This window comes from Mycobacterium asiaticum, from assembly GCF_001673365.1.
Lineage (GTDB): Bacteria > Actinomycetota > Actinomycetes > Mycobacteriales > Mycobacteriaceae > Mycobacterium > Mycobacterium asiaticum_A.
On the sequence record NZ_LZLS01000156.1, the window covers coordinates 92,006 to 112,846 of the forward strand.

Sequence of the window (20,841 nt, forward strand, 5' to 3'; positions counted from 1 at the left end):
TGGGAGGCCTTGCCCACGACGCTGGAGGGGCTTGTTGGAGCTGTTACTGCTGACCTCGGAGCTGTATCCCGACCCGGTCCTACCTTCGCTGTCGCTGCTGCCTCACAGTGTGCGGACGGCGCCGGCCGAGGCGTCCTCACTGTTGGAGGCGGGCAATGCGGATGCGGTGCTGGTTGACGCTCGCAACGATCTTTCGGCGGCGCGCGGTCTGTGCCGTTTGCTGAGTACGGCGGGACGCTCGACGCCGGTATTGGCGGTAGTCAGCGAGGGCGGGTTGGTGGCCGTCAGCGCCGACTGGGGCCTGGACGAGATTCTGTTGCCCAGTACCGGACCTGCCGAGGTCGACGCCCGGCTGCGGCTCGTCGTGGGCCGCCGCGGCGGTCTGGCCGACCAGGAAAGCGCCGGGAAGGTGAGCCTGGGTGAATTGGTGATCGACGAGGGCACCTACACGGCCCGGTTGCGTGGTCGTCCGCTCGACCTCACCTACAAGGAATTCGAGCTGCTCAAGTATTTGGCGCAGCACGCGGGCCGGGTGTTCACGCGTGCACAGTTGCTGCACGAAGTGTGGGGCTACGACTTCTTCGGCGGCACCCGAACCGTGGATGTGCACGTGCGTCGGCTGCGGGCCAAGCTCGGCCCTGAGCATGAAGCACTGATCGGCACCGTTCGTAACGTCGGCTACAAGGCGGTTCGCCCCGCACGGGGCCGGACGCCGGCCGCGGAATCCGAGGATGCCGAGTCGGACCTGCGCGCGGGTGGCGCGGACGACGAAGGGGCCGGCTTGGCGGGTTTGCCAGATCCGCTTGCCGACCCGCTGCGCAGTCAGTGACTTCGCCGCAGTGGCGTTCGGCTCTGACCGCCGCAGATCAACAGAGCATTCGTGAAATAGTCACGGCGGCAACAGAATTCGATGGCGTTGCGCCGGTAGGCGAGCAGGTGCTGCGCGAGTTGACACATGACCGGACCGATCATCTCCTGGCCAGCGATGCGCAGGCCGGGATCATCGGTTACCTCAACCTGAGCCCGGCGCGGGACGAAGCCGACGCAATGGCGGAACTGGTGGTGCATCCCCAGGCGCGTCGCCGCGGCGTCGGCGCCGCACTGGCGCGCGCGGCGTTGGCCAAGACCGGCGGGCGTAACCGGTTCTGGGCGCACGGCACGCTGAAGGCCGCTCAGGCGACCGCTTCGGCACTGGACCTGGTTGCGGTACGGGAGCTGGTACAGATGCGTCGCTCGCTGCGCGACCTTATCGACGCGCCCACCGAACCCGAGGTGCCGGATCGGTTGCGTGACGTGCGGATCCGCACGTACGCGGGGCCGTCCGACGACGCCGAGCTGCTGAGGGTCAACAATGCCGCGTTCTCCTACCACCCCGAACAGGGCGGCTGGACCGACCGCGAATTGGATGAGCGGCGCGGCGAGGCGTGGTTCGATCCCGCCGGATTGTTCCTGGCGTTCAAGGATGGGGACGAGGACAACCTGCTGGGCTTCCACTGGACCAAGGTGCATCCCGATCCCGCGGGCCTGGGCGAGGTGTACGTGTTGGGCGTTGACCCGACGGCGCAAGGCAGCGGCCTGGGACAGCTCCTGACCTCGATCGGTCTGGCGTCGCTGGCGCGGCGGCTCAGCGAAATGTCCGAACCCGCCGCGATGCTTTACGTCGAAAAAGACAATGTGGCTGCCGTGCGAACCTATGAGAAAACGGGCTTTTCGGTCTACAGCGTCGACACCGCTTATGCGCCGGCGCAATCCGAGGCTGCTTCCTGATTCGGAGCATACTTTCCGGCCGACTTGGCAATGTTTCAGTGGATGTGCCTCGTCATGCAGGAAGCGGATCGGTGAAACTCGTGGGGGTCAAGGCCGCAGCCGTTGCGGTGACGACGACGATCCTTGTCTGCGGCACAGTCGTGTCCTGCGGCAGCGACGACAACCGCGGCCCGTCGAACATCTCGGGCGCACCCTCTGGTGCGGGATCCTGCGGCGGCAAGAACGACGTGACCGCAGAAGGTTCGACGGCCCAGCAGAACGCGATCGCGTTGTTCAACCAGGTCTGGGGCCGGCTGTGCCCAGGCAAGACAGTGTCCTACAACGCAACCGGATCCGGAGCCGGGCGTGAACAGTTCATCGCCGGGCACGTCGACTTCGCCGGGTCGGATTCTCCGTTGGTCGCCACGCAGATCGGGCCGGCGGCCGAGCGCTGCGATGGCAACCCGGCATGGGACCTGCCGTTGGTCTTCGGATCGATTGCTTTGGTCTACAACCTGCCCGGTATTCCGCGGCTGGTGGTGGATGCCGATGCGCTGGCGCAGATCTTCAGCGGCGGGATCCGGATGTGGGACGATCCGGTCCTGGTGGGCCTCAATCCCGGAGTGCCGTTGCCGAAGACCAAGATCACGCCGATCTACCGCAAGGACTCGTCAGGAACCACCGACAACTTCCAGAAGTACCTGTCCACCGCCGCGCCGCAGAGTTGGACACGGGGGGTGGGCACCGAGTTTCAAGGCGGAGTCGGTGAGGGTGTCCAGCGATCGGGGGGCGTGACCCAGGCAGTGCTGGCAACTACCGGAGCCATCGGTTACGTCGAGAAAGGCCTCGCCGATCAGGCCCGGGTCCCGTTCGCACAGATCGATACCGGTGCCGGAGTGGTCGCGCTTACCGACGAAACTGCCCGCAACGCCGTCAACGCTGTCACGTTCGCGGCCAGCGGCAACGACCTTGTCCTGGATCTGAGTTCGATCTATGCCGTCGCGGAGCCAAAGTCGTATCCGTTGGTGCTTGCCACCTACGAGATCGTGTGCTCGAAGGGATACCAGCCGGACACCGCAGCGGGGGTCAAGGCCTTTCTCACCACCGCGGTCAACGAGGGGCAATCCGGCCTCACGTCCGCCGGGTACGTCCCCTTGCCGGATAAGGTCAAGGAGCGCCTGGTCGCCGCGATCAACGCACTGCAGTAGCCCGACGGATGACCTGCGCACGCAGTGAGAGGAGCCACCGGGGCTCGGCCGAGCCAGCGGTAAGCGGAGCGACGGGACCACAGTGACGACGCCAAACCCAGCCGATGCGGGTTCGGGCGAGGTCGTTGCCGCGCCTATCCCAAAACCGCCGGGCCAGCCCATCAGCCCGTGGGGGTACGGCAAGCCGCAGTTGGGGGACCGGATCTTTCGTCGGCTCGCGGAGGGTTCCGGTCTGCTGCTCGTGGTGCTGATCGCTGCCATCGGGGGATTTCTGCTTTGGCGTGCCGTCCCAGCGTTGGAGCGCGACCAGGAGAACTTCTTCACTTACGGCGGTACCTGGGTAACCACCGACACCTCGGCGATGCGCATCGGCATCCTGGACCTGCTGCAGGTGACGGTCTTCGTCTCGCTGTTCGCGCTGGCGCTGGCAATGCCGGTGGCTTTGGGTGTTTCGATTTATCTCACCCAGTACGCCCCACGCCGGCTCGCGGCGCCGCTCTCCTACCTGGTCGACCTGCTCGCCGCGGTGCCGTCGATCATCTACGGCGTCTGGGGTCTGCACGTGTTGGCACCGCGGCTGCAGCCGCTGGCCGGCTGGCTCAACGCGCACCTCGGGAATTGGTTCCTGTTCGCCACCGGCAACGTTTCCGGCGGCGGGACCATCTTCACCGGAGGGATCGTCTTGGCGGCGATGATCCTGCCGATCATCACCGCTGTGACTCGTGAGGTGTTCGTCCAGACTCCGCACGAACAGATCGAGGCCGCACTGGCGCTGGGCGCCACCCGCTGGGAAGTGGTGAAGACGACGGTGCTCCCGTTCGGCCGGTCCGGTTACCTCAGCGGCGCGATATTGGGGCTGGGCCGCGCGCTCGGCGAGACGGTGGCGCTGCTGGTCATCTTGCGCGGCACTGCGCAGGCGTTCGGGTGGTCGCTATTCGACGGCGGTTCCACCTTTGCCACCAAGATCGCAGCCACCGCGGCCGAATTCGACAACCAGTACAAGGCCGGTGCCTACATCGCCGCCGGCCTGGTGCTGTTCTTACTGACGTTTTTGGTGAACGCGCTGGCCCGCAGCGCGGTGACCGGCAGCCGAGCCGGCGCGAACGGGACGGCGCGGCCATGACCTCGATCCTGGACCGCCCGTTGAAGTGGCGGACGATCTCGGGGCTGAGCTGGCGCCGTCGGCTCGCCAACGGCCTTGCCGCCGTCCTGGTGACGGCGTCGATGGGGGTTGCCCTGGCGCCGCTGGTGTGGGTGTTGGGTTCGGTGGTCGTCAAGGGCTTCCGGCTGGTCACCACCAGTGTGTGGTGGACGCATTCGCAAGCCGGTACGACGACGCTGGACCCAGGCGGTGGCGCCTACCACGCGATCATCGGCACCCTGCTGCTGGGAGTGGCGTGTGCGGCGATCTCCATTCCGCTCGGTGTCCTGGTCGGGATTTACCTGGCGGAATACGGAGGTCGCGGATCGCTGGCGCGGCTGGTCACTTTCACGGTCGACATCTTGGCCGGCGTGCCCTCGATCATCGCGGCGCTGTTCATCTACGCGGTGTGGATTCTTGCGCTGGGCCAGTCCCGTTCGCAGTTCGCGGTTGCCTTGGCGCTGGTCATCTTGATGCTCCCGGTGATCGCGCGGTCTACCGAGGAGATGCTGCGAATAGTTCCGCTGGATCTTCGCGAGGCCAGCTACGCGCTGGGCATACCGAAATGGAAGACCATCGTCAGGGTGGTGTTGCCGACCGCCATGTCCGGCATCATGACCGGAATCCTGCTCGCACTGGCCCGGGTGCTCGGCGAGACATCGCCGCTGCTCATCCTGGTCGGCTACTCGCACGCGATGAACTTCGACATGTTCGGTGGGTTCATGGGGTCATTGCCCGGCATGATGTATGACCAGACGACCGCCGGGGCCGGCAGCAACCCGGTTCCCGCGGGCCGCCTGTGGGGTGCTGCGCTGACCCTGATCTTCCTGATTGCCATGATCAATGTCGGGGCGAGGGTGCTCGCGAAGATCTTGGCGCCGAAGAAGACGTGACCTGTGAAGGTAGTTGTGAAGGAATGTGAAGGCAGTAACGAGGCAGGAGCTGTGATACGTGGCTAAACGGTTGGACCTCAAAGAGCTCAACATCTACTACGGGGCCTTCCATGCGGTCGCCGACGTAACGTTGTCGGTGCTGCCCCGCAGCGTGACGGCGTTCATCGGCCCGTCGGGCTGCGGCAAGACAACCGTGTTGCGCACGCTGAATCGGATGCACGAGGTGATCCCCGGTGCCCGGGTCCAAGGCAGCGTCATGCTCGACGACGAGGACATCTACGGCGCCCGCATCGACCCCGTTGGGGTACGGCGGGCGATCGGGATGGTGTTCCAGCGGCCTAACCCCTTTCCCGCCATGTCGATTCGCGACAATGTGGTGGCCGGACTGAAGCTGCAGGGTGTGCGCAAGCGTCAGTTGCTCGACGAGACCGCCGAACACTCACTGCGCGGCGCGAACCTGTGGGACGAGGTCAAGGACAGGATGGACAAGCCCGGCGGCGGATTATCCGGTGGGCAGCAGCAACGGTTGTGTATCGCGCGGGCCATCGCGGTGCAGCCAGATGTGTTGCTGATGGACGAGCCCTGCTCGGCTCTGGACCCCATCTCCACGATGGCGATCGAAGAATTGATCAGCGAACTGAAGCAGGATTACACGATCGTCATCGTCACCCACAACATGCAGCAGGCCGCTCGGGTGAGCGATCAGACAGCGTTTTTCAACCTCGAGGCGGTGGGCCGGCCCGGGCGGCTGATCGAGATCGACAACACCGAGAAAATCTTCTCCAATCCGACTGAGAAAGCCACCGAGGACTACATCTCCGGCCGCTTCGGATGAGCAAAGTGTTGCTGACCAGCAAATTCAACAATTAAGCAATAATCGCGCAGCAGCCGCTCGGCAAAGTTTCGCCTGTCAACCATCAAACGTTGAAGGGCAGGCAACCGGTGCGCGTCGACAAATCTGTTCAGGTCTTCGGATACCGCGAGATTCCCACCCGACACGGCGTGAGCGGACCACGTCTCCACGATTTTTCCGCACACCCGGAACTCGGCGAGATGTTGCCCGGCGAAGGTCAGATAGCGCTGGGATGGATTGACGGCGACCAGCACCAAATCCTCACGCGTAGCGCCGAATTCGACACGATGCTGCTGGTGCTGGGCGGCCAGGCGCGGCTTTCCGACGAGCGGGACCTGCAAGTGGGCGACGTCGTGACGGTGCCGGCGGGCAGCAGCTACCGGCTTGCCGTCACAGCAGCCGACGGTTTGGCGGCACTGGCCATCACATTCCGCGCCGACACCGCCGCCGAGACCCCGGACGAAGACGCCTGCTCGTTGGCCACGCTTCTGGAACGCAACGAACAGCGCGTCCGAAACACCAGCCAAGGTTCGATGTTTGCGCTGGTCGACGACGGCACCCTGGACGACCCCGCCGGCCGCGAGGAGTTTCTGCGCCGCATCCGGCCTCTTTCGGACACCTTCCAGAAGATCATCGTCGCTCGCCAAGCCACCTGCTCGGACCAGGCGTATGAATCGATATTCCTGGCGCACCTGGCCGACGAGTTCGGCCACAACTCCCTACTGCCGCCGGATCGGCCGGCCACGCCCGACCCGGTGATGAACGCGACGCTGTCCTGGTTCACCCATCAGATGCTGGTGCGTGACAATGCGGAGAAGGCGGTGCTGGTGCACCTCGTTCTTGAGGCAGCCGCGGAGGCTTTCTTCACCAAACCGACCACCAAGGCGGCGTTTGCATCGGCCGGAGCACTCGACTATTTCCATGCCCACCTCGAGGACGAGGCACATAAAGACCTCGGCGCGCAGCTGCTCACCGGCCTGCATCCCCTGACCTACCGCCGGCTGCACCGCATGCTCGAGGACGGCTGGGACATGTTCGACGCGATGAGTAATCGCCTTGCCGAATTGGTTCGAGCCGAGGTTCACGGTGCGGCGTGATCACCTCGCCGTCGCCCGGTCTGCTCGTCTGGCTCGACGGTGAGCTCATTCGGCACGAAGACGCGCACACACCGATCTGGAGCAATCACTACGGATTCGGGGTGTTCGAGGGTGTCCGCGCCTACCGCACCGGCAAGCGCGCCGCCATCTTCCGCGTAAAAGACCACACGGCGCGGCTGTTTCGCTCCGCCCACATCCTGGGGATGCCGTTACGCCAAAGCTGGCGACCCACGGACATCGTGCAGGCACAGGTGGACGTCATCCGGGAGAACGAACTCGGCGACGCATATCTGAGACCATTCGTCTTCTACGACGGGGTGCGTGGCCTGACCCCGCACACCGACCAGCTGACCCTGCGCGTTGCCGTCGTGGCGCTGCCCTGGGTGACGGACACCGCACGTCCCGAAGAGCGGCGCGGAATCTCGGTGCGCACCTCGACCTACACCCACAATCATCCGAACTCACACCTGTTGCGCGCCAAGGCCAATGCGAACTACATGACTGCGATGCTCGCGCTGGCGGAGGCGAAGTCGTCCGGAGCCGACGACGCGATCCTGCTCGATCAGGACGGCTGCGTCACCGAAGGCACGGCCGCCAACGTCTTCAGCGTCCGGGATGCCGAAGTGTGGACGCCGCCGGTGACTTCGGTGCTCGAAGGAATAACTCGCGAGACGATTCTGGGATTTGCCAGGGGGATGGGCTTGGAGATCCGCGAGGAGCGCTTCACGCGCGACGACCTCTACAGCGCCGATGAGGTGTTCTTCACCGGTACCGCATCGGAAGTGACCCCGATCCGCGAGATCGACGGCCGCAGCATCGGTGGCTGCGAGATCGGCCCGGTGACACGCCAACTCGCCGAGTTCTATGCCGCCACCGTCCGCGGTTGCGCGGCACAGGCACACAAGTGGATAACGCTGGTTTGACCCGAGAGGAGCAATGATGACGGCCCTGGCCGACGAACTGAACGAAGCAGCCGGAACGTTATGGGACGTGGTACCAAGGGATTCCATTCCCGCCATCCGCACCGTAGAGCAGGACGGTGTCACCCACGTGCTCGGTGAGTTGCGCGACTTCCGCTGGCACCAGGGTCTTGCGGAGTTCTTGCCGCCGGGCTCCGAATTCGGGATCAGTTGGGTGCGGCTGCAGGCGGGAGAGACGCTCGACGTTCACGTCCACCCCATCCAATCGATGATGATCTTCTTCGCCGGGTCGGGCACGCTCAACGGCGACCTCACCCGGCAGGTGGGCGCCGGGAATGTCGTCGTGGTGCCGCCCGGCTGCCACCACGGGTTTACTGCTGGGCGCCAAGGACTTTCGGGTATCTCGATTCAATTCGGCGCTGGTCTGTACACCGAACCCGAACAGCCGCGGGTACTGTTCGCCGACCCCGCTGCCGAAGCGGGCGCGCACGCGCAACTGTTGGCCTGGAATCGGGACCGCATCGAGGAATTCGGTCGGCTTCCGGTGTTCGACCTGCTTGCCGATGGCACGCTGGAAGACCCGACCAAGCGAAAGGTTTACCAGGACGCCCTGCAGATCTGGGTCGACGGGAATCAGACGCTGCTGTTCTCGAGGCAGGCCTCGGTCCGCGACCCGATCTTCGAGAAAGCCTTCTTCGGTCACATGACAGAGGAACTCGGCCACGACGTCCTGCACGCGGACCGTGCCGACCCCGACGAGGAGAACGCAGCGGACCAGGAGCAATTCCGGGACCCGATCATAGAAGCGGTCACCGACTGGTTCGCGCATCAGATGTTCGTGCTCGACGATGTCGAGAAGGCTGCCATCGTCCACCTGGTCATCGAGAACGCAAGTTCGGTGTATCACCGCAAGGCGATGCCGGTGTTGGCAAAGTACTTGAACAACAACTACTTTGAGCTACACGTGGAGGCCGACGACGAACACGCGGCAATCGGGGAGGAGCTGATTCGCAGAGCGGGTCCGCGTACTTATCAACGACTTCAGCAAGTCCTCGGCGAGGCCTGGGCCATGATCGGCGCGATGACGAATCGGCTCGTCGAACTCACCCGGGCCGCATAGCCGGCTAGCGATGAATCCGGCCATAACGGGCGACTTCGGCCACGGGGTGGACATCCTGAGTCCGGATGTCTATCTCGAAGGCGTGCCGCACGAGCAGTTCGCCCTGCTGCGTCGCGAGGCCCCGGTGTACTTTCACGCCGAGCCCGGGGGTCGCGGTTTCTGGGCCGTCACCAAGCATCGCGACGCCCACCGGGTGCTGCGCGACGCCGACTCGTTCTCGTCGGAGCGCGGCGGGACGCAGATCGCGGACCTGCCGCGCGAGGACATGCGGGTCTCACCCGACCACCTGGCCAACATGGATCCGCCGCGGCACACTCGCCGTCGGGCAATCATCGGCCAGGCGTTCACGCCGCAAGGGTTGCGCAGGGTGCAAGCCTGGGTTCATGCTCACGTCAGCACCTTGATCGAGACCCTGTTCGACAGACTCGCCGCAGGCGAAAACGTAGACCTGATAACGGATTTCGCCGCGCAGCTGCCCGTCGCCACGATCCTGCACATGGTTGGGGTGCCCGACCAGGATGGTCCGGTGATGAATCGTTGGGTCCATGAACTACTGACTCCCGACGACGTCGAATACCAAACGTCCGAGGCGCAACGCGCCCAGACCACCCGCGAGTTCATGGAGTACGCACACGCTTTGGCCGTCGAGCGGCGCCACGCCCCCCGCGACGATCTGTTGAGTCGGCTGATGGCAGCGGAGATTGACGGACACAAACTGAGTTACTCCGAGTTCGGAATGTTCTTCCTGCTCCTACTGGCGGCCGGAACGCACAGCACCCGGCTGTTGATCGGCAACGGAATGCTGGCTTTGATGAGGCACCCGCAGCAGCGCCAAAAGCTGCTGGACAACCCCGCACTGGTTCCCAGCGCGGTCGAGGAGTTCCTGCGTTACGACCCGCCAATCCAACACTTTCGGCGCACCGCGACCCGCGACACCCATGTCGGGGGCCAACGCATCGCCGCGGGAGACAAGGTGGCGGTGTTCTTCGCATCGACGAACCGTGACGAAGACATCTTCTGTGATCCAGACACACTTGATGTCACGCGAACTCCCAACGACCACCTTAGTTTCAGTCACGGCCCGCACTTTTGTCTCGGTAACGCGCTGGCACGGATGGAGGCGCGGACCGCGATCGGGGAATGCGTGCGGCGACTGCCCGAGCTCGCCGTCGCGGGACCCACACCGCGTATCCGGTCGAACTGGTTCAACGGCGTCAAGCAACTGCCCGTCAAATGAGGAGTGCAGCAATGGAACCGAGTGTCAGCGTGCTCGACCTGTTAGCGGGAAAGTGGGTGTCACAAGCGATTTCGGTCGCAGCCGAGCTCAGCATCGCCGATGAACTCGCCGCCGGCCCCAGGGCGGTCGAAGATCTTGCGGCGGCTTGCGGTGCTCACCCCGACTCGCTGCATCGCTTGCTGCGGGCGCTGGCGAGCGTCGGGGTCTTCGCGGAGGACACAGCGGGAAGGTTCGCCAACACTGGGATGTCGGAGAGCCTGCGTTCCGACGTGCCCGGGTCCATGCGGTCGATGGCGCTGATGTTCGGCGGTCGGCCGGCCTGGGACGCGTGGGGTGAGCTCCGGGAGAGCATCCGCACCGGCGAATCCGCGTTCAAGGCCGTCAACGGTGCGCACGCATTCGACTATATGAAGGGTGATCCGAAGTTCGGCCGAATCTTCGGTGAGGCGATGACGGCGTTCTCCGCGCAGGAGTTGAGCGCCATTCACGCCGCGTTCGACTTTTCGCAGGTGCCGACGCTGGTCGACGTCGCCGGCGGACATGGCGCGTTCCTGCTCAGCGTGCTGGAGCGCAACCCGGATCAGCGTGGGATCCTGTTCGACCAGCCGGACGTGATCCGACACGCTCAGGCCGCGCTCGACAGTTCTCCGGCCGCGACCCGCTGCTCGTTGGTGTCCGGCGACTTCTTCGTCGAGGTTCCTGCCGGAGACGGCTACGTGCTTAAGCACATCCTGCACGACTGGAGGGACGACCTGGCGATCAAAATTCTGTCCACGATCCAGCGTGCGGCGCGACCGGGTGCCCGGTTGTTCGTGATCGACGCGGTGGTCGAGCCGGGCAATACGGCCGGATTCGCCAAACTGCTCGACCTCGAAATGCTGGTCTTCTATGACGGCGGCCGGGAGCGAACGTTGGCGGCGGTAGAGAAGCTGTTCGCGGCAACGGGATTTCGGCTGTTACGCGTGGTACCCACGCACTCGCTGATGAACGTGATCGAGGCCGAACGTCTCTAGGGCGTTCAGTGCGTGGTGGGGGTCGTCTCGCCCTCGGTGAACTTGCCGGTGGCCTGGAAGATGACCCGGCGCGCCACCTCGACCGCGTGGTCGGCGAAGCGTTCGTAGAACCGTCCCAGCAACGTCACGTCGACGGCCGCCGCCACCCCGTGCTTCCAGTCCCGGTCCATCAGCACGCTGAACAGGTGCCGATGCAGGTCGTCCATTGCGTCGTCTTCTTCGCGGATCCGCGCGGCCTTCTCCGGGTCGCGGGAGATCAGCACCTCCTGCGCGCTGTTCCCCAATTCGACTGCGATGCTGCCCATTTCGGCGAAGTAACCGTTGACCTCTTCGGGTAATGCGTGCTGGGGATGCCGGCGGCGGGCAATCTTGGCGACATGCAGCGCCAGCGCGCCCATCCTGTCGATGTCGGCCACGATCTGGATCGCGCTGACGATAGACCTCAGGTCACCGGCGACCGGTGCCTGCAAAGCCAGGAGCACGAAGGCACTTTCCTCAGCCTGAGTGCTGAGCGCCGAAATGCGTTCGTGGTCGGTGATTACCTGCTCGGCGAGCACCAGATCGGCCTGCAACAGGGCCTGTGTGGCCCGCTCCATCGCAACCCCGGCCAGGCCGCACATGTCGCCGAGTCGCTCGGACAATTCCGCGAGCTGCTCGTGGTAGGCGGTTCTCATAGGTAAAGCCTACGTTCTGGACCTAGCGGATGGCGTGAGGCGGGCGCGTCTTTCCGCTATTCGCAAGTAGTGTCGGCGGCATTGGTGACCGTCAGGTCCTCGGGCAGCCTGGTCGGCGTGTTGCTGGTGTTGCGGCTGATCTGCATGCTGACCGAGGATCCGCTGGGCGGGGGAGCGGTGACCGCGCTGAAGTCCGGACCGAGCACCACCTGCACCACCGAGCCGATACCGGTGACCCGCTCGACCTTCGAATTGCCGAACGCCGCGGCTACCGTAGCGGCGGCCTGCTCGTTTCCGGGCGAGAAGAACACCGTCGTGGTCTTCAACGAACTCGGGTAGTCGTCGGGCGTCATCACGTTGAACCCGTTGCGCTTGAGCTGACTGGCGGCGGTGGCGGCCAGGCCTGAGGTGCTGGTGCCGTTGGACACCTGCACGGTGACCTCTTGCGGGGAGGTCGTCGTCACCTGCTCGTGACGGACCTCGTTGCCTGGCGCTGCCGGGGGCGACTTCTTGGTGGTGCTAGGTGAGGTGGTCGACCCCGAGCTTGGGGACGCGCCCAGGCTCTGCGCGTTGTGGTCGTTCTCCTTGGGCAGTGGGTCGTCGTTGATGATGGCGGTGAACAGCGCCTTCATGTCGGCCGTGCGGGGTGGTTCGTTGCCGTCCTGGTCCGTCACACCGGTGGGCACGGTCACGAACGTGACGTGCCCGGCCGCCATGTGCTGCAGCGATCGGCCGAGTTCGACCAGGTCCTTGGTCTTGACGTTGTCGACGTAGCTGTTGCTGATGAACATGTTGACGACGTTGTTGAGCTTGTTCAGGTTCATCAACGTGTCTTCGGAAATCATCGCCCGCAGCAACGAGGACAAGAACAGCTGCTGGCGCTTGATGCGGCCGTAGTCGCCGTTGCTCTCGGTGGTGACCTGTCGCGCGCGCACATAGTTCAGTGCGGTAGGCCCATCGATGATCTGGCGACCGGCGTGGTCGAGCACCGTGCCCAACTCGTAGTCCTTGAGTGCCGTAGTGCTGCACACTTCGACGCCGCCGAGCGCCTCGACCATCCGTCCGAAACCGACGAAGTCAATCGCGATGAACCTGTTGACGCTCAGGCCGGACAGCTTCTGAACGACCTTGACCAGGCACTTGGGGCCGCCGAAGGAGAACGCCGAGTTGAGCTTGGTCTCGGTGTAGACCATGCGGGGGCCGGTCTTGCCGGTCTTCGGGTCGTAGATGGGTCCGTACTTGCCGTTCTCGGGATTCCACGCCTCGCATTGGATCGGGTTGATCGCCAGATCGCGCGGGAACGACACCGCGACCACCCGTTTGCGGTCGGCCGGAATATTGACCAGCATCACCGTGTCTGACCGGGCACCCCCGGCATCTTCGGTGTCGCCCGCGCCGACGTTGGCGTTGGCGCCCAAGCGCGAGTCCATCCCGACGATGAGGAAGTTCTCGTCTCCGTACTGGCCGTTGGGGTCCACGATGTCGGCGGACTGCGGGTCAAGCGCGCTTACGGTGTTCAGCGAGTTGTTCTTCGACGAACTCCACTGCCAGGCGCCGCCGGTCAGCACCATCGACAGCAGCGCGACCAGGGTCAGCAGGGAACGGCCTGCGATCAGCACCGGTCGGCGGCGTCGTTTCTTGTCAGGGTTCTTGGGCGCTGTGCTGGTTTTGGGGCTGGTTTTGCGGCTGGTTTTGGCGCTGGGTTTGGCCGACTTGCGGAGTCGCTTGCGCCGCGGCGCGGACTCGTCCTCCTCCGCATCCCGCGGATAGTCCGCGCTGAGGTCGGGCAGCTCGGAGAACAGTTGCAGCGAGTATGCCGGGATGGGCATGACCTGGGTGTCCAGCAGGTCGTCACCTTCGGGGGCGGCCGGCGGTTCCGGTTCGGCTTCCGGTGCGGCGTCCGGTTCGTCGGCGACATGATGCGGAGTTGGACGGTCCGGGAGCTTGGCGCCGAGCTTGGCGATCAGATCGGCGACGCTCAGGACGCCGTCGTTGTGGCCACCGGCTTCGGGTTCCCGGGCCGCCGGGTGCTTCGGGTTCTCCCCGGGTGCTGAGGGCTCCTCGCGGTCCGCGGGCTCCGGGGACGTACCGGTCGACCATCGACACAGGTCGTCATCGAGCGGCGGGACGGAAAACCGCTCCCACGGCGCGGCGCCTGGCAATGGATGCTGATTTGCGGTAAGGAAGTCATCACCGTCGCCAATTTTTCGCGCGCGCCGACGGCTAGGAGTGGCGTCATTATCGCCGTCACTCATGTCCTACCGGCCTCCGAATGTCGCGATGCGTACGTCCTCGGTCGAGACGTGTGTTCGGTGCATAACTTCGCAAACATCACTGCAGCACCGACGTGGTCGGCGCCGCAGAATTGCATTAAGGCTCACATCGTACTGATTTATCGGCTGAGACGCGATTTCAAGAGGATCTCGGTTCAGCCACCCTCACTTGCGGATCAACCGCCCGAATGCATCATGTCAGCGCCCTCGGGCACCACGCAGTCGTCTGGATCGTTGAGCCAGCCATCGGGTAGTGCCACCCGCGCTGGTGAGCCCTGCCGACCGCGCGGGCCGTTGCCCGCCGCCGGGAAGGGCACGCCACCATCCAACCGGGTCAGCAGCTCGTCGAGTTCATCGAGCGTCTTGACCAGCGCCAGCGCCCGTCGCAAGTCCGATCCGGCGGGGAAGCCGTGCAAATACCAGGCGACGTGCTTGCGGATATCGCGCATGCCCTTGTCTTCGCCGAAATGCTCGGTCAGCAATGCACCGTGCCGGCGAATGATGTCGGCGACCTCACCGAGGTTCGGTGGCGTCGGTGCCGGGGTGCCGGTGAAAGCGGCCGACAATTCGGCAAAAAGCCATGGTCGGCCCAGGCAGCCGCGGCCGATGACCACACCGTCGCAACCGGTGGCGGCCATCATGGCCAGTGCGTCGCTGGCGTCGTAAATGTCGCCGTTGCCCAGCACCGGGATAGTGCGTACCTGCTGCTTGAGCAGCGCAATCTGGTCCCAGTCGGCGGTTCCGGAATATCGCTGTGCGGCGGTGCGCGCGTGCAGTGCCACCGCGGCGGCGCCCTCGGCCTCGGCGATCCGTCCGGCGTCCAGATGGGTGTGGTGCTCGTCGTCGATACCGATGCGGAACTTGACGGTCACCGGTATGCCGGTGCCTTCGGTGGCGCGCACGGCCGCCGCGACGATCTGGCCGAACAGCCGCCGCTTGTACGGCAGGGCCGCGCCGCCGCCGCGTTTGGTCACCTTGGGCACCGGGCAGCCGAAGTTCATGTCGATGTGATCGGCCAACCCCTCCTCGGCGACCATCTTGGCCGCCTCGTAGGTGGTGTCCGGGTCGACGGTGTAGAGCTGCAGCGAGCGCGGCGACTCTTCCGGCGCGAACGTCGTCATGTGCATGGTGACCGGGTGGCGCTCCACGAGCGCCCGCGCGGTCACCATCTCGCAGACGTAGAGTCCGCTGACCGTGCCGGCTTTGGCCTGCTCGAGTTCACGGCACAGTGTGCGGAATGCGACGTTCGTCACACCTGCCATCGGCGCCAGCACCACCGGGCTGGCGAGCTCGATGGGACCAATGCGCACCGGGCGGCTACCGCCCGCTCATCGTCAACTTGCCCGCCGTCTGATGCAGCTCGAACGCGGTGGTCTTCTTGCCCGTGCGCTCTTCGCGATCGAGTTGGCGTTGCTTGGACACCTCGAACTTGTCGCAAGATGCTTCGAGCTCTTTGACCAGTACGGCCAGGTCGTCGCGAAGCGCGGCCGCCTCGCCGGTGAAGTCCTCGCGTTCGAAGATGCGCCACTTCTTCAGCACCGGCATGACCACCTCGTCGAGGTGAATGCGGGGGTCGTACACCCCGCCGACGGCAATGAAGACGGCCTTGCGGCGGAATTCGGGCACCTGGAAGCCGGGCATCTGGAAGTTGCGCAGGATCTTGTGCAGCGACTTCATCGCCTGGTTCGGGGCAGCTTCGAAGCCGGCCTCGGAGACGTCGCGGTAGAAGATCATGTGCAGGTTCTCGTCGGCCGAGATCTTGGCCAACAGCTGGTCGGCGATCGTCTCGTTGCAAGCTTTGCCGGTGTTGCGGTGCGAGATCCGGGTTGCCAGTTCCTGGAACGTGACGTAGATGACCGAGTCGAACAGGCTCTCGGCGAATAGGTCGTCGCGAACCTGGTGGTTCTGGCCGGGGCTAAAGCCGCGATTCACCACCTCCAGGCGCAGCTTCTCCAATTCATAGGGGTCTACCGCGCGGGTCACCACCAGGTAGTCGCGCAGCGCGATCCCGTGCCGGTTCTCTTCGGCCGTCCATCGGTTGACCCACTGGCCCCACGGACCGTCCAGGCCGAAATTCATGGCGATCTCGCGGTGGTAGGACGGCAGATTGTCTTCCGTCATCAGGTTCTGCACCATGGCCACTTGGGCGAGTTCGGACAGTTGGGACTGCTCGGGCTCCCAGTCCTGACCGCCCAGCGCGTAGAAGTTCTTGCCGTCCGACCACGGGATGTAGTCGTGCGGATTCCAGTTCTTGTGCATCTTCTCGTGCCGGTTGAGGTACTTCTCCACGACCGGTTCGAGTTCTTGCAATAGCTGCAGGTTGGTCAGCTCCGCTGACATGGCATCTCCAGTTATCTGTGTCTGTTGGTTGCAGTCAGAATATCTGTGTCTGTCAGTAGCATCAAGTTTGCTTCGGGTGTGGCGAGTCACGTTGCGGTTACGGACTTTGGGTGCCCGAAGGCGCTGTCGGCTAACCGCGTTCCACAGGCACGTAGGTGGCGGCCGTGCTCAGCAGCATGTCGACGCAGTAGTCGATGAACTGCTGACGGCTGGCGCTCAGCTGACCGTTCAAATAAGCGGTGAACAAGCCGGTCAGGGCCCCGATCAAGCTGGTGGCGACCAGCTTCTGGACCACCGGGTCGACAATCCGCGACAATTTGCGCTGCAGCAACTCGATGAAGTTCGGCATCCATTCCGCGCCCGAGCGCGTCAACACCGGTTCCACCGCCGGCGCCAGCAGCAGCACCCGGCCCCGCACCGGGTCATCGACCATCAGCGCCACGAACTGCTCGACGGCCTCTCTGGGCGTTCTCGCGGAAGTCAGCGCCGACATGGCCCGCGTGCAGACGTCGTCATAGACCGAGCGAACGAAGTGGTCGCGGTCGGTGAAGCTCTCGTAGAAGTAGCGTTCGGTCAGATCGGCCTGCCGGCAGACCGCGCGCACGGTCAGCGCGGGCCCGCCTTCGCTGCCCAGTAGTTCCACGCCGGCGGCGACCAGATTGTCGCGGCGCAGGGCATGGCGGTCCTGCAGGGGGACGCCAGACCAGCGACCCCGTCGTTGACCCGCCTGCACTTCACTCCTAAAATCGATTTTGACAACGCATGTAGTCAGAAATGCTGACAATTGAGGAAACCGCCAGTGACCCAAGATACGTCCGCTACCTGCCCGGTGACCAGCGCTTCCGAAGATGACCGCGTGGCCGCCGGGTGCCCGGTCTCGCCGTCGGGTTACGAGACGCCACCGACGCCGCTCGGGCCGGATTCCCTGACGTGGAAGTACTTCGGCGATTGGCGCGGCATGCTGCAGGGCCCGTTCGCGGGCTCCATGCAGAACATGCACCCCCAGTTGGGCGCGGCGGTCGAGCAGCACTCGACGTTTCTGCAGGAGCCGCTGCCGCGGGTGATGCGGTCGCTGTACCCGATCGGCGGGGTGGTCTTCGACGGTGACCGTGCCCCGACCACCGGTGCCGAGGTGCGGGACTACCACACCGACATCAAGGGCGTCGACGACCAGGGCCGTCGCTACCACGCGCTGAACCCCGACGTCTTCTACTGGGCGCACTCCACGTTCTTCATGGGCACCATCCTGGTGGCCGAGCGATTCGGCGACGGCCTGACCGAAGCCGACAAGCGCCAACTGTTCGACGAACACATCCAGTGGTATCGGATGTACGGGATGAGCATGCGGCCGGTGCCCGAGACCTGGGAGGACTTCCAGGTGTACTGGGACCACATGTGCCGCAACATATTAGAGGACAACTTCGCGACGCGGACCGTCCTCGATCTGACGAAATACAACAAGCTGCCAATCGCGCCGTGGTTGCCGGACTGGCTGTGGGGAGGCCTGACCAAGCTATCGCGGCCGTTCTTCCTCTGGTTGACGGTCGGCTTCTATCACCCGGCGGTGCGAGAGCGGCTGGGCTTCACGTGGTCGGTCCGCGACGAGTGGTTGCACCGACGCTTCGGCAACCTGGTGCGGGCGGTCTTCGCGTTCGTGCCACCCAGGTACCGCAAGCATCCGCGGGCCCGCGCCGGTCTCGACCGCGTGAGCGGGCGCATCCCGGTAGACGCGCCGCTGCCCCAGACACCCGCGCGCAACTTGCCGCCGGTGTCCGAGCGCGGCAACCCAAAGCACTATTGCCCCGTCGTCTAGATCTCTGCCCGGTCGTCTAGATCTCCGCGCCGACTGTGCAATCCACGACGCTCCGCTCGCGTGGCGCGTCGTGGACCGCACACTCGGCGCGCATCGCCCGGCCTCACACGGCCGGAACAGCGGTCGCCCGACGGTCTCCGCCGTTGCGCTCCTGCCAAAACCGGTAGACGTCCACCGCGGCCTCACGGGGCTCGTACCGCATGGGTAGTCGACGGTCCTGCCAGTCCTTGGCGAACTCGTCGTAGAAGTTGGCGAGTTCGAAGTACTTGCGATCATCGACGTAGTGCGGTTCGTAGGCATCGCGCGCGGTCAGGAACACGACCTGGTCCGGCGAGCAATAGTAGAGCGAGCCCAGGCACATGGGACAGGGGTGGGCTAGAACGTAAAAGGTGGTTCCGACCAGGTGCTCGGTACCCAGCTTGGTGCATGCTGCGCGGATTGCCAGGATCTCGGCGTGGGCGGTCGGATCATTGGTCTGCGCCACCTTGTTGGCGCTCTCGGCCAGGACTTCGCCGTCCTTGACGATCACCGTCGCAAACGGCCGACCGCCCTCGGCGACGTTCTGGCGAGCGAGGTCGATGGCCCGTTGGGCGAAGTCAGTCATGCCTGCTCAGGGTAGTCGGAAGAATCATTGCCGGGTCTGTGATAGTAACTAGGTTATCTATATTTGTTGACTCGGATGAGGAGTGCGAATCGTGCGTACGGATCGGGACCGCTGGGATCTTGCGACAAGCGTCGGCGCCACGGCAACCATGGTCGCCGCGCAGCGCGCCCTGGCGAGCGACCCCGAGCACGCGCTGATCGACGATCCGTTCGCCGCGCCGCTGGTGCGGGCCGTAGGTATCGACGTCTACACCCGCCTGGTGAACGGCGAAATTCCCACCGGGGAGGACTCCGAGTTCGATCCCGACCGGATGGCACAGGGGATGGCCAGCCGGACCAGGTTCTACGACGACTTCTTTCTCGAGGCCACTCGCAGCGGCATCGGCCAAGCTGTCATCCTCGCCTCCGGCCTGGACGCCCGGGCCTACCGGCTGCCCTGGCCCGCAGACACCGTCGTATATGAGGTCGACATGCCGGAAGTAATCGAATTCAAGACCCTGACCTTGCAGGATCTGGGTGCCGAACCGACCGCCGAACGCCGGACCGTCTCGGTGGATTTGCGCGACGACTGGGCCTCCGCGCTGCGCGCGGCCGGCTTCGATACGGAGGCGCCCTCGGCGTGGAGTGCCGAGGGACTACTCGTCTACCTGCCGGACGACGCCCAGGACGCGCTGTTCGACAACATCACCGCGTTGAGCGCACCCGGCAGTCGGTTGGCCTTCGAATTCGTCCCCGACACCCGGATCTTCCAGGACGAGCGGTGGCGGGCACACCATGACCGGATGTCCGAACTCGGCTTCGAGATCGACTTCAACGACCTCGTCTACCACGCCGAGCGCAGCCACATCCTGGACTATCTATCCCGGGACGGCTGGCAGACCACCTCGCACACCACCAAGGAACTGCACGAAGTGAACGGGTTTTCCTACCCTGACGACGAACTCGCCGAAGCGTTCGCCGACGTCACCTACACCAGCGCGGTGTTAAAGCCCTAGTTGCTGCCGTTGTTGGTGGTGGTGCGCAGCAGCTCGTCCTTCAGGCGGGCGGTGAGCATGTCCTGGAACACCGTCTGCGCAGGCGCGTACAGGTCGCGGTAGGTCGAGACCAACGCTTCGCGGCTGTACTCCGGAATCGCGCCGGTCGGCGGCGTCCAGAAACTGTCGATGTCCATCAGGAAGAACTGGCCCGTCCCGGCCGGTGTGACGCGGCGCAGGTGGTAGCTCTGGTCGAGTGCCTGGCCGACACCGGGACCGTAGCGAACGATCAGCGACTTACCGGGCTGTGCCTCGCGGTAGACCGCGGCGCCCTGCCACTCGGTCAGGGCCAGGCCGCCGGGGGCCAGACGCTGGGGGCCCAGCAGGCTCTCGTCGATCCAGTTGGTCCACTCGATGCGTCCGTCGACGCCGGCGGGGACCCGGATCTCGAGCACGTAGCGCAGGCCGATGCGCTCGATGCCGACGATCGAGGAGACCTGCGACCGGGCGTCAACCACCCGCATCGCGATGTCCAGGAAAGAGTCGAAGTTGGTGTAGGCGCTGGTCTCGACGACGATCGCCTGGTTCTTGAGCGAGGCCGCCGTGGTGTTCTCCCGGTTGGAGTAACGCACGAAACGGTCGGCTACCGGCTGCGGGGCCTGGCCGGGGGCGGTCATGCCCCACTGCACGTCCTGGGCCTGGCGCTCGATCGGCAGGTCGCTGAGCAGTTGTTGTTTGAGTTCCCGGCTAGCCGATTCGGTGAGGGTGTCTGTTGCCGGGTGACGGATTTCCAGCGTTACCAGGGCTACGGGTGCGTTTGGTTGGTGATCGGGATTCACGTCCGGAAGCATAGCCGCGAGCATAACCATGCGGGGCGGCATTCAAACGAGCGCCCTATTTCGGTTTGGTAAGCGACCGGTTGGCACCGGTAAGGCA

The 20,841-nt window shown here is 64.8% G+C and carries 20 protein-coding genes; 13 read left to right on the plus strand and 7 right to left on the minus strand.

Going from position 1 to position 20,841, the window contains the following annotated elements; genetic code table 11:
* Positions 1-31 precede the first annotated feature (31 nt).
* From A5634_RS16690 to A5634_RS16740, 11 genes are all read left to right on the plus strand, one after another.
* Positions 32-829 carry a winged helix-turn-helix transcriptional regulator gene (locus tag A5634_RS16690; protein WP_253861673.1) on the plus strand — a complete coding sequence of 266 codons (798 nt, stop codon included), beginning with the start codon at positions 32-34 and terminating at the stop codon, positions 827-829.
* The gene (mshD, locus tag A5634_RS16695) at positions 826-1,767 is read left to right on the plus strand and encodes a mycothiol synthase (RefSeq protein WP_065145143.1); all 942 of its coding nucleotides are present in this window, start codon (positions 826-828) and stop codon (positions 1,765-1,767) included. The genes A5634_RS16690 and mshD overlap by 4 nt, the downstream gene beginning before the upstream one ends.
* Before the next feature lie 71 nt (positions 1,768-1,838).
* On the plus strand, positions 1,839-2,954 hold the full coding sequence (gene pstS / locus A5634_RS16700; RefSeq protein ID WP_065145144.1) for a phosphate ABC transporter substrate-binding protein PstS: 1,116 nt from the start codon (positions 1,839-1,841) through the stop codon (positions 2,952-2,954).
* 82 nt (positions 2,955-3,036) lie between these two features.
* Complete coding sequence (pstC, locus tag A5634_RS16705; protein ID WP_065145145.1) at positions 3,037-4,077, plus strand: phosphate ABC transporter permease subunit PstC; 1,041 nt, start codon at positions 3,037-3,039, stop codon at positions 4,075-4,077.
* A complete protein-coding gene (pstA, locus tag A5634_RS16710; RefSeq protein ID WP_065145146.1) occupies positions 4,074-4,988 on the plus strand; it encodes a phosphate ABC transporter permease PstA in 915 nt (304 codons plus the stop codon). Before pstC ends, pstA begins: the two co-directional genes overlap by 4 nt.
* 58 nt (positions 4,989-5,046) lie before the next feature.
* Positions 5,047-5,823, plus strand: a complete 777-nt coding sequence (gene pstB / locus A5634_RS16715; protein WP_065145147.1) for a phosphate ABC transporter ATP-binding protein PstB — start codon at positions 5,047-5,049, stop codon at positions 5,821-5,823.
* Between the two features lie 89 nt (positions 5,824-5,912).
* Complete coding sequence (locus A5634_RS16720; RefSeq protein ID WP_155769580.1) at positions 5,913-6,938, plus strand: hypothetical protein; 1,026 nt, start codon at positions 5,913-5,915, stop codon at positions 6,936-6,938.
* Positions 6,935-7,861 (plus strand): branched-chain amino acid transaminase, encoded by a 927-nt coding sequence (locus A5634_RS16725; RefSeq protein WP_065145149.1) that lies wholly within the window; start codon positions 6,935-6,937, stop codon positions 7,859-7,861. Before A5634_RS16720 ends, A5634_RS16725 begins: the two co-directional genes overlap by 4 nt.
* A gap of 16 nt (positions 7,862-7,877) precedes the next feature.
* On the plus strand, positions 7,878-8,978 hold the full coding sequence (locus tag A5634_RS16730) for a hypothetical protein (protein WP_155769581.1): 1,101 nt from the start codon (positions 7,878-7,880) through the stop codon (positions 8,976-8,978).
* Positions 8,979-8,988: 10 nt separating this feature from the next.
* Entirely contained in the window at positions 8,989-10,215 is a 1,227-nt protein-coding gene (locus tag A5634_RS16735) for a cytochrome P450 (protein WP_065145151.1), read from the plus strand.
* 11 nt (positions 10,216-10,226) lie between these two features.
* Positions 10,227-11,228, plus strand: a complete 1,002-nt coding sequence (locus A5634_RS16740) for a methyltransferase (protein WP_172831721.1) — start codon at positions 10,227-10,229, stop codon at positions 11,226-11,228.
* Between the two features lie 5 nt (positions 11,229-11,233).
* Here A5634_RS16740 and phoU read toward each other — a convergent pair whose 3' ends face one another.
* The 5 genes from phoU to A5634_RS16765 all read right to left on the minus strand — a co-directional run bounded on the left by phoU (position 11,234) and on the right by A5634_RS16765 (position 17,248).
* Entirely contained in the window at positions 11,234-11,902 is a 669-nt protein-coding gene (gene phoU / locus A5634_RS16745; protein ID WP_065145153.1) for a phosphate signaling complex protein PhoU, read from the minus strand.
* A 56-nt stretch (positions 11,903-11,958) separates the two neighbouring features.
* Positions 11,959-14,157 (minus strand): LCP family protein, encoded by a 2,199-nt coding sequence (locus A5634_RS16750; protein WP_081290482.1) that lies wholly within the window; start codon positions 14,155-14,157, stop codon positions 11,959-11,961.
* A gap of 194 nt (positions 14,158-14,351) precedes the next feature.
* Entirely contained in the window at positions 14,352-15,485 is a 1,134-nt protein-coding gene (dusB, locus tag A5634_RS16755; protein ID WP_065145154.1) for a tRNA dihydrouridine synthase DusB, read from the minus strand.
* Positions 15,486-15,492: 7 nt separating this feature from the next.
* Positions 15,493-16,515 (minus strand): acyl-ACP desaturase, encoded by a 1,023-nt coding sequence (locus A5634_RS16760; RefSeq protein WP_065145155.1) that lies wholly within the window; start codon positions 16,513-16,515, stop codon positions 15,493-15,495.
* A gap of 130 nt (positions 16,516-16,645) precedes the next feature.
* Positions 16,646-17,248: a TetR/AcrR family transcriptional regulator gene (locus A5634_RS16765; RefSeq protein ID WP_065145156.1), complete on the minus strand. Its 603-nt coding sequence runs from the start codon at positions 17,246-17,248 to the stop codon at positions 16,646-16,648.
* A gap of 66 nt (positions 17,249-17,314) precedes the next feature.
* Between A5634_RS16765 and A5634_RS16770 the strand changes: the two genes are divergently transcribed.
* Positions 17,315-18,328 carry an oxygenase MpaB family protein gene (locus A5634_RS16770; protein WP_065145157.1) on the plus strand — a complete coding sequence of 338 codons (1,014 nt, stop codon included), beginning with the start codon at positions 17,315-17,317 and terminating at the stop codon, positions 18,326-18,328.
* Positions 18,329-18,431: 103 nt separating this feature from the next.
* Here A5634_RS16770 and A5634_RS16775 read toward each other — a convergent pair whose 3' ends face one another.
* Positions 18,432-18,932, minus strand: coding sequence for a nucleoside deaminase (locus tag A5634_RS16775; RefSeq protein ID WP_065145158.1), 501 nt, complete (start codon positions 18,930-18,932; stop codon positions 18,432-18,434).
* 88 nt (positions 18,933-19,020) lie between these two features.
* On the opposite strand from A5634_RS16775, the gene A5634_RS16780 reads away from it, so the two are divergent.
* Positions 19,021-19,926, plus strand: coding sequence for a class I SAM-dependent methyltransferase (locus A5634_RS16780; protein ID WP_065145257.1), 906 nt, complete (start codon positions 19,021-19,023; stop codon positions 19,924-19,926).
* On the opposite strand, the gene A5634_RS16785 is transcribed toward A5634_RS16780, so the two are convergent.
* The gene (locus tag A5634_RS16785) at positions 19,923-20,756 is read right to left on the minus strand and encodes a TIGR04255 family protein (protein WP_065145258.1); all 834 of its coding nucleotides are present in this window, start codon (positions 20,754-20,756) and stop codon (positions 19,923-19,925) included. The two genes, A5634_RS16780 and A5634_RS16785, sit on opposite strands and share 4 nt — an antisense overlap.
* Positions 20,757-20,841: the final 85 nt, after the last annotated feature.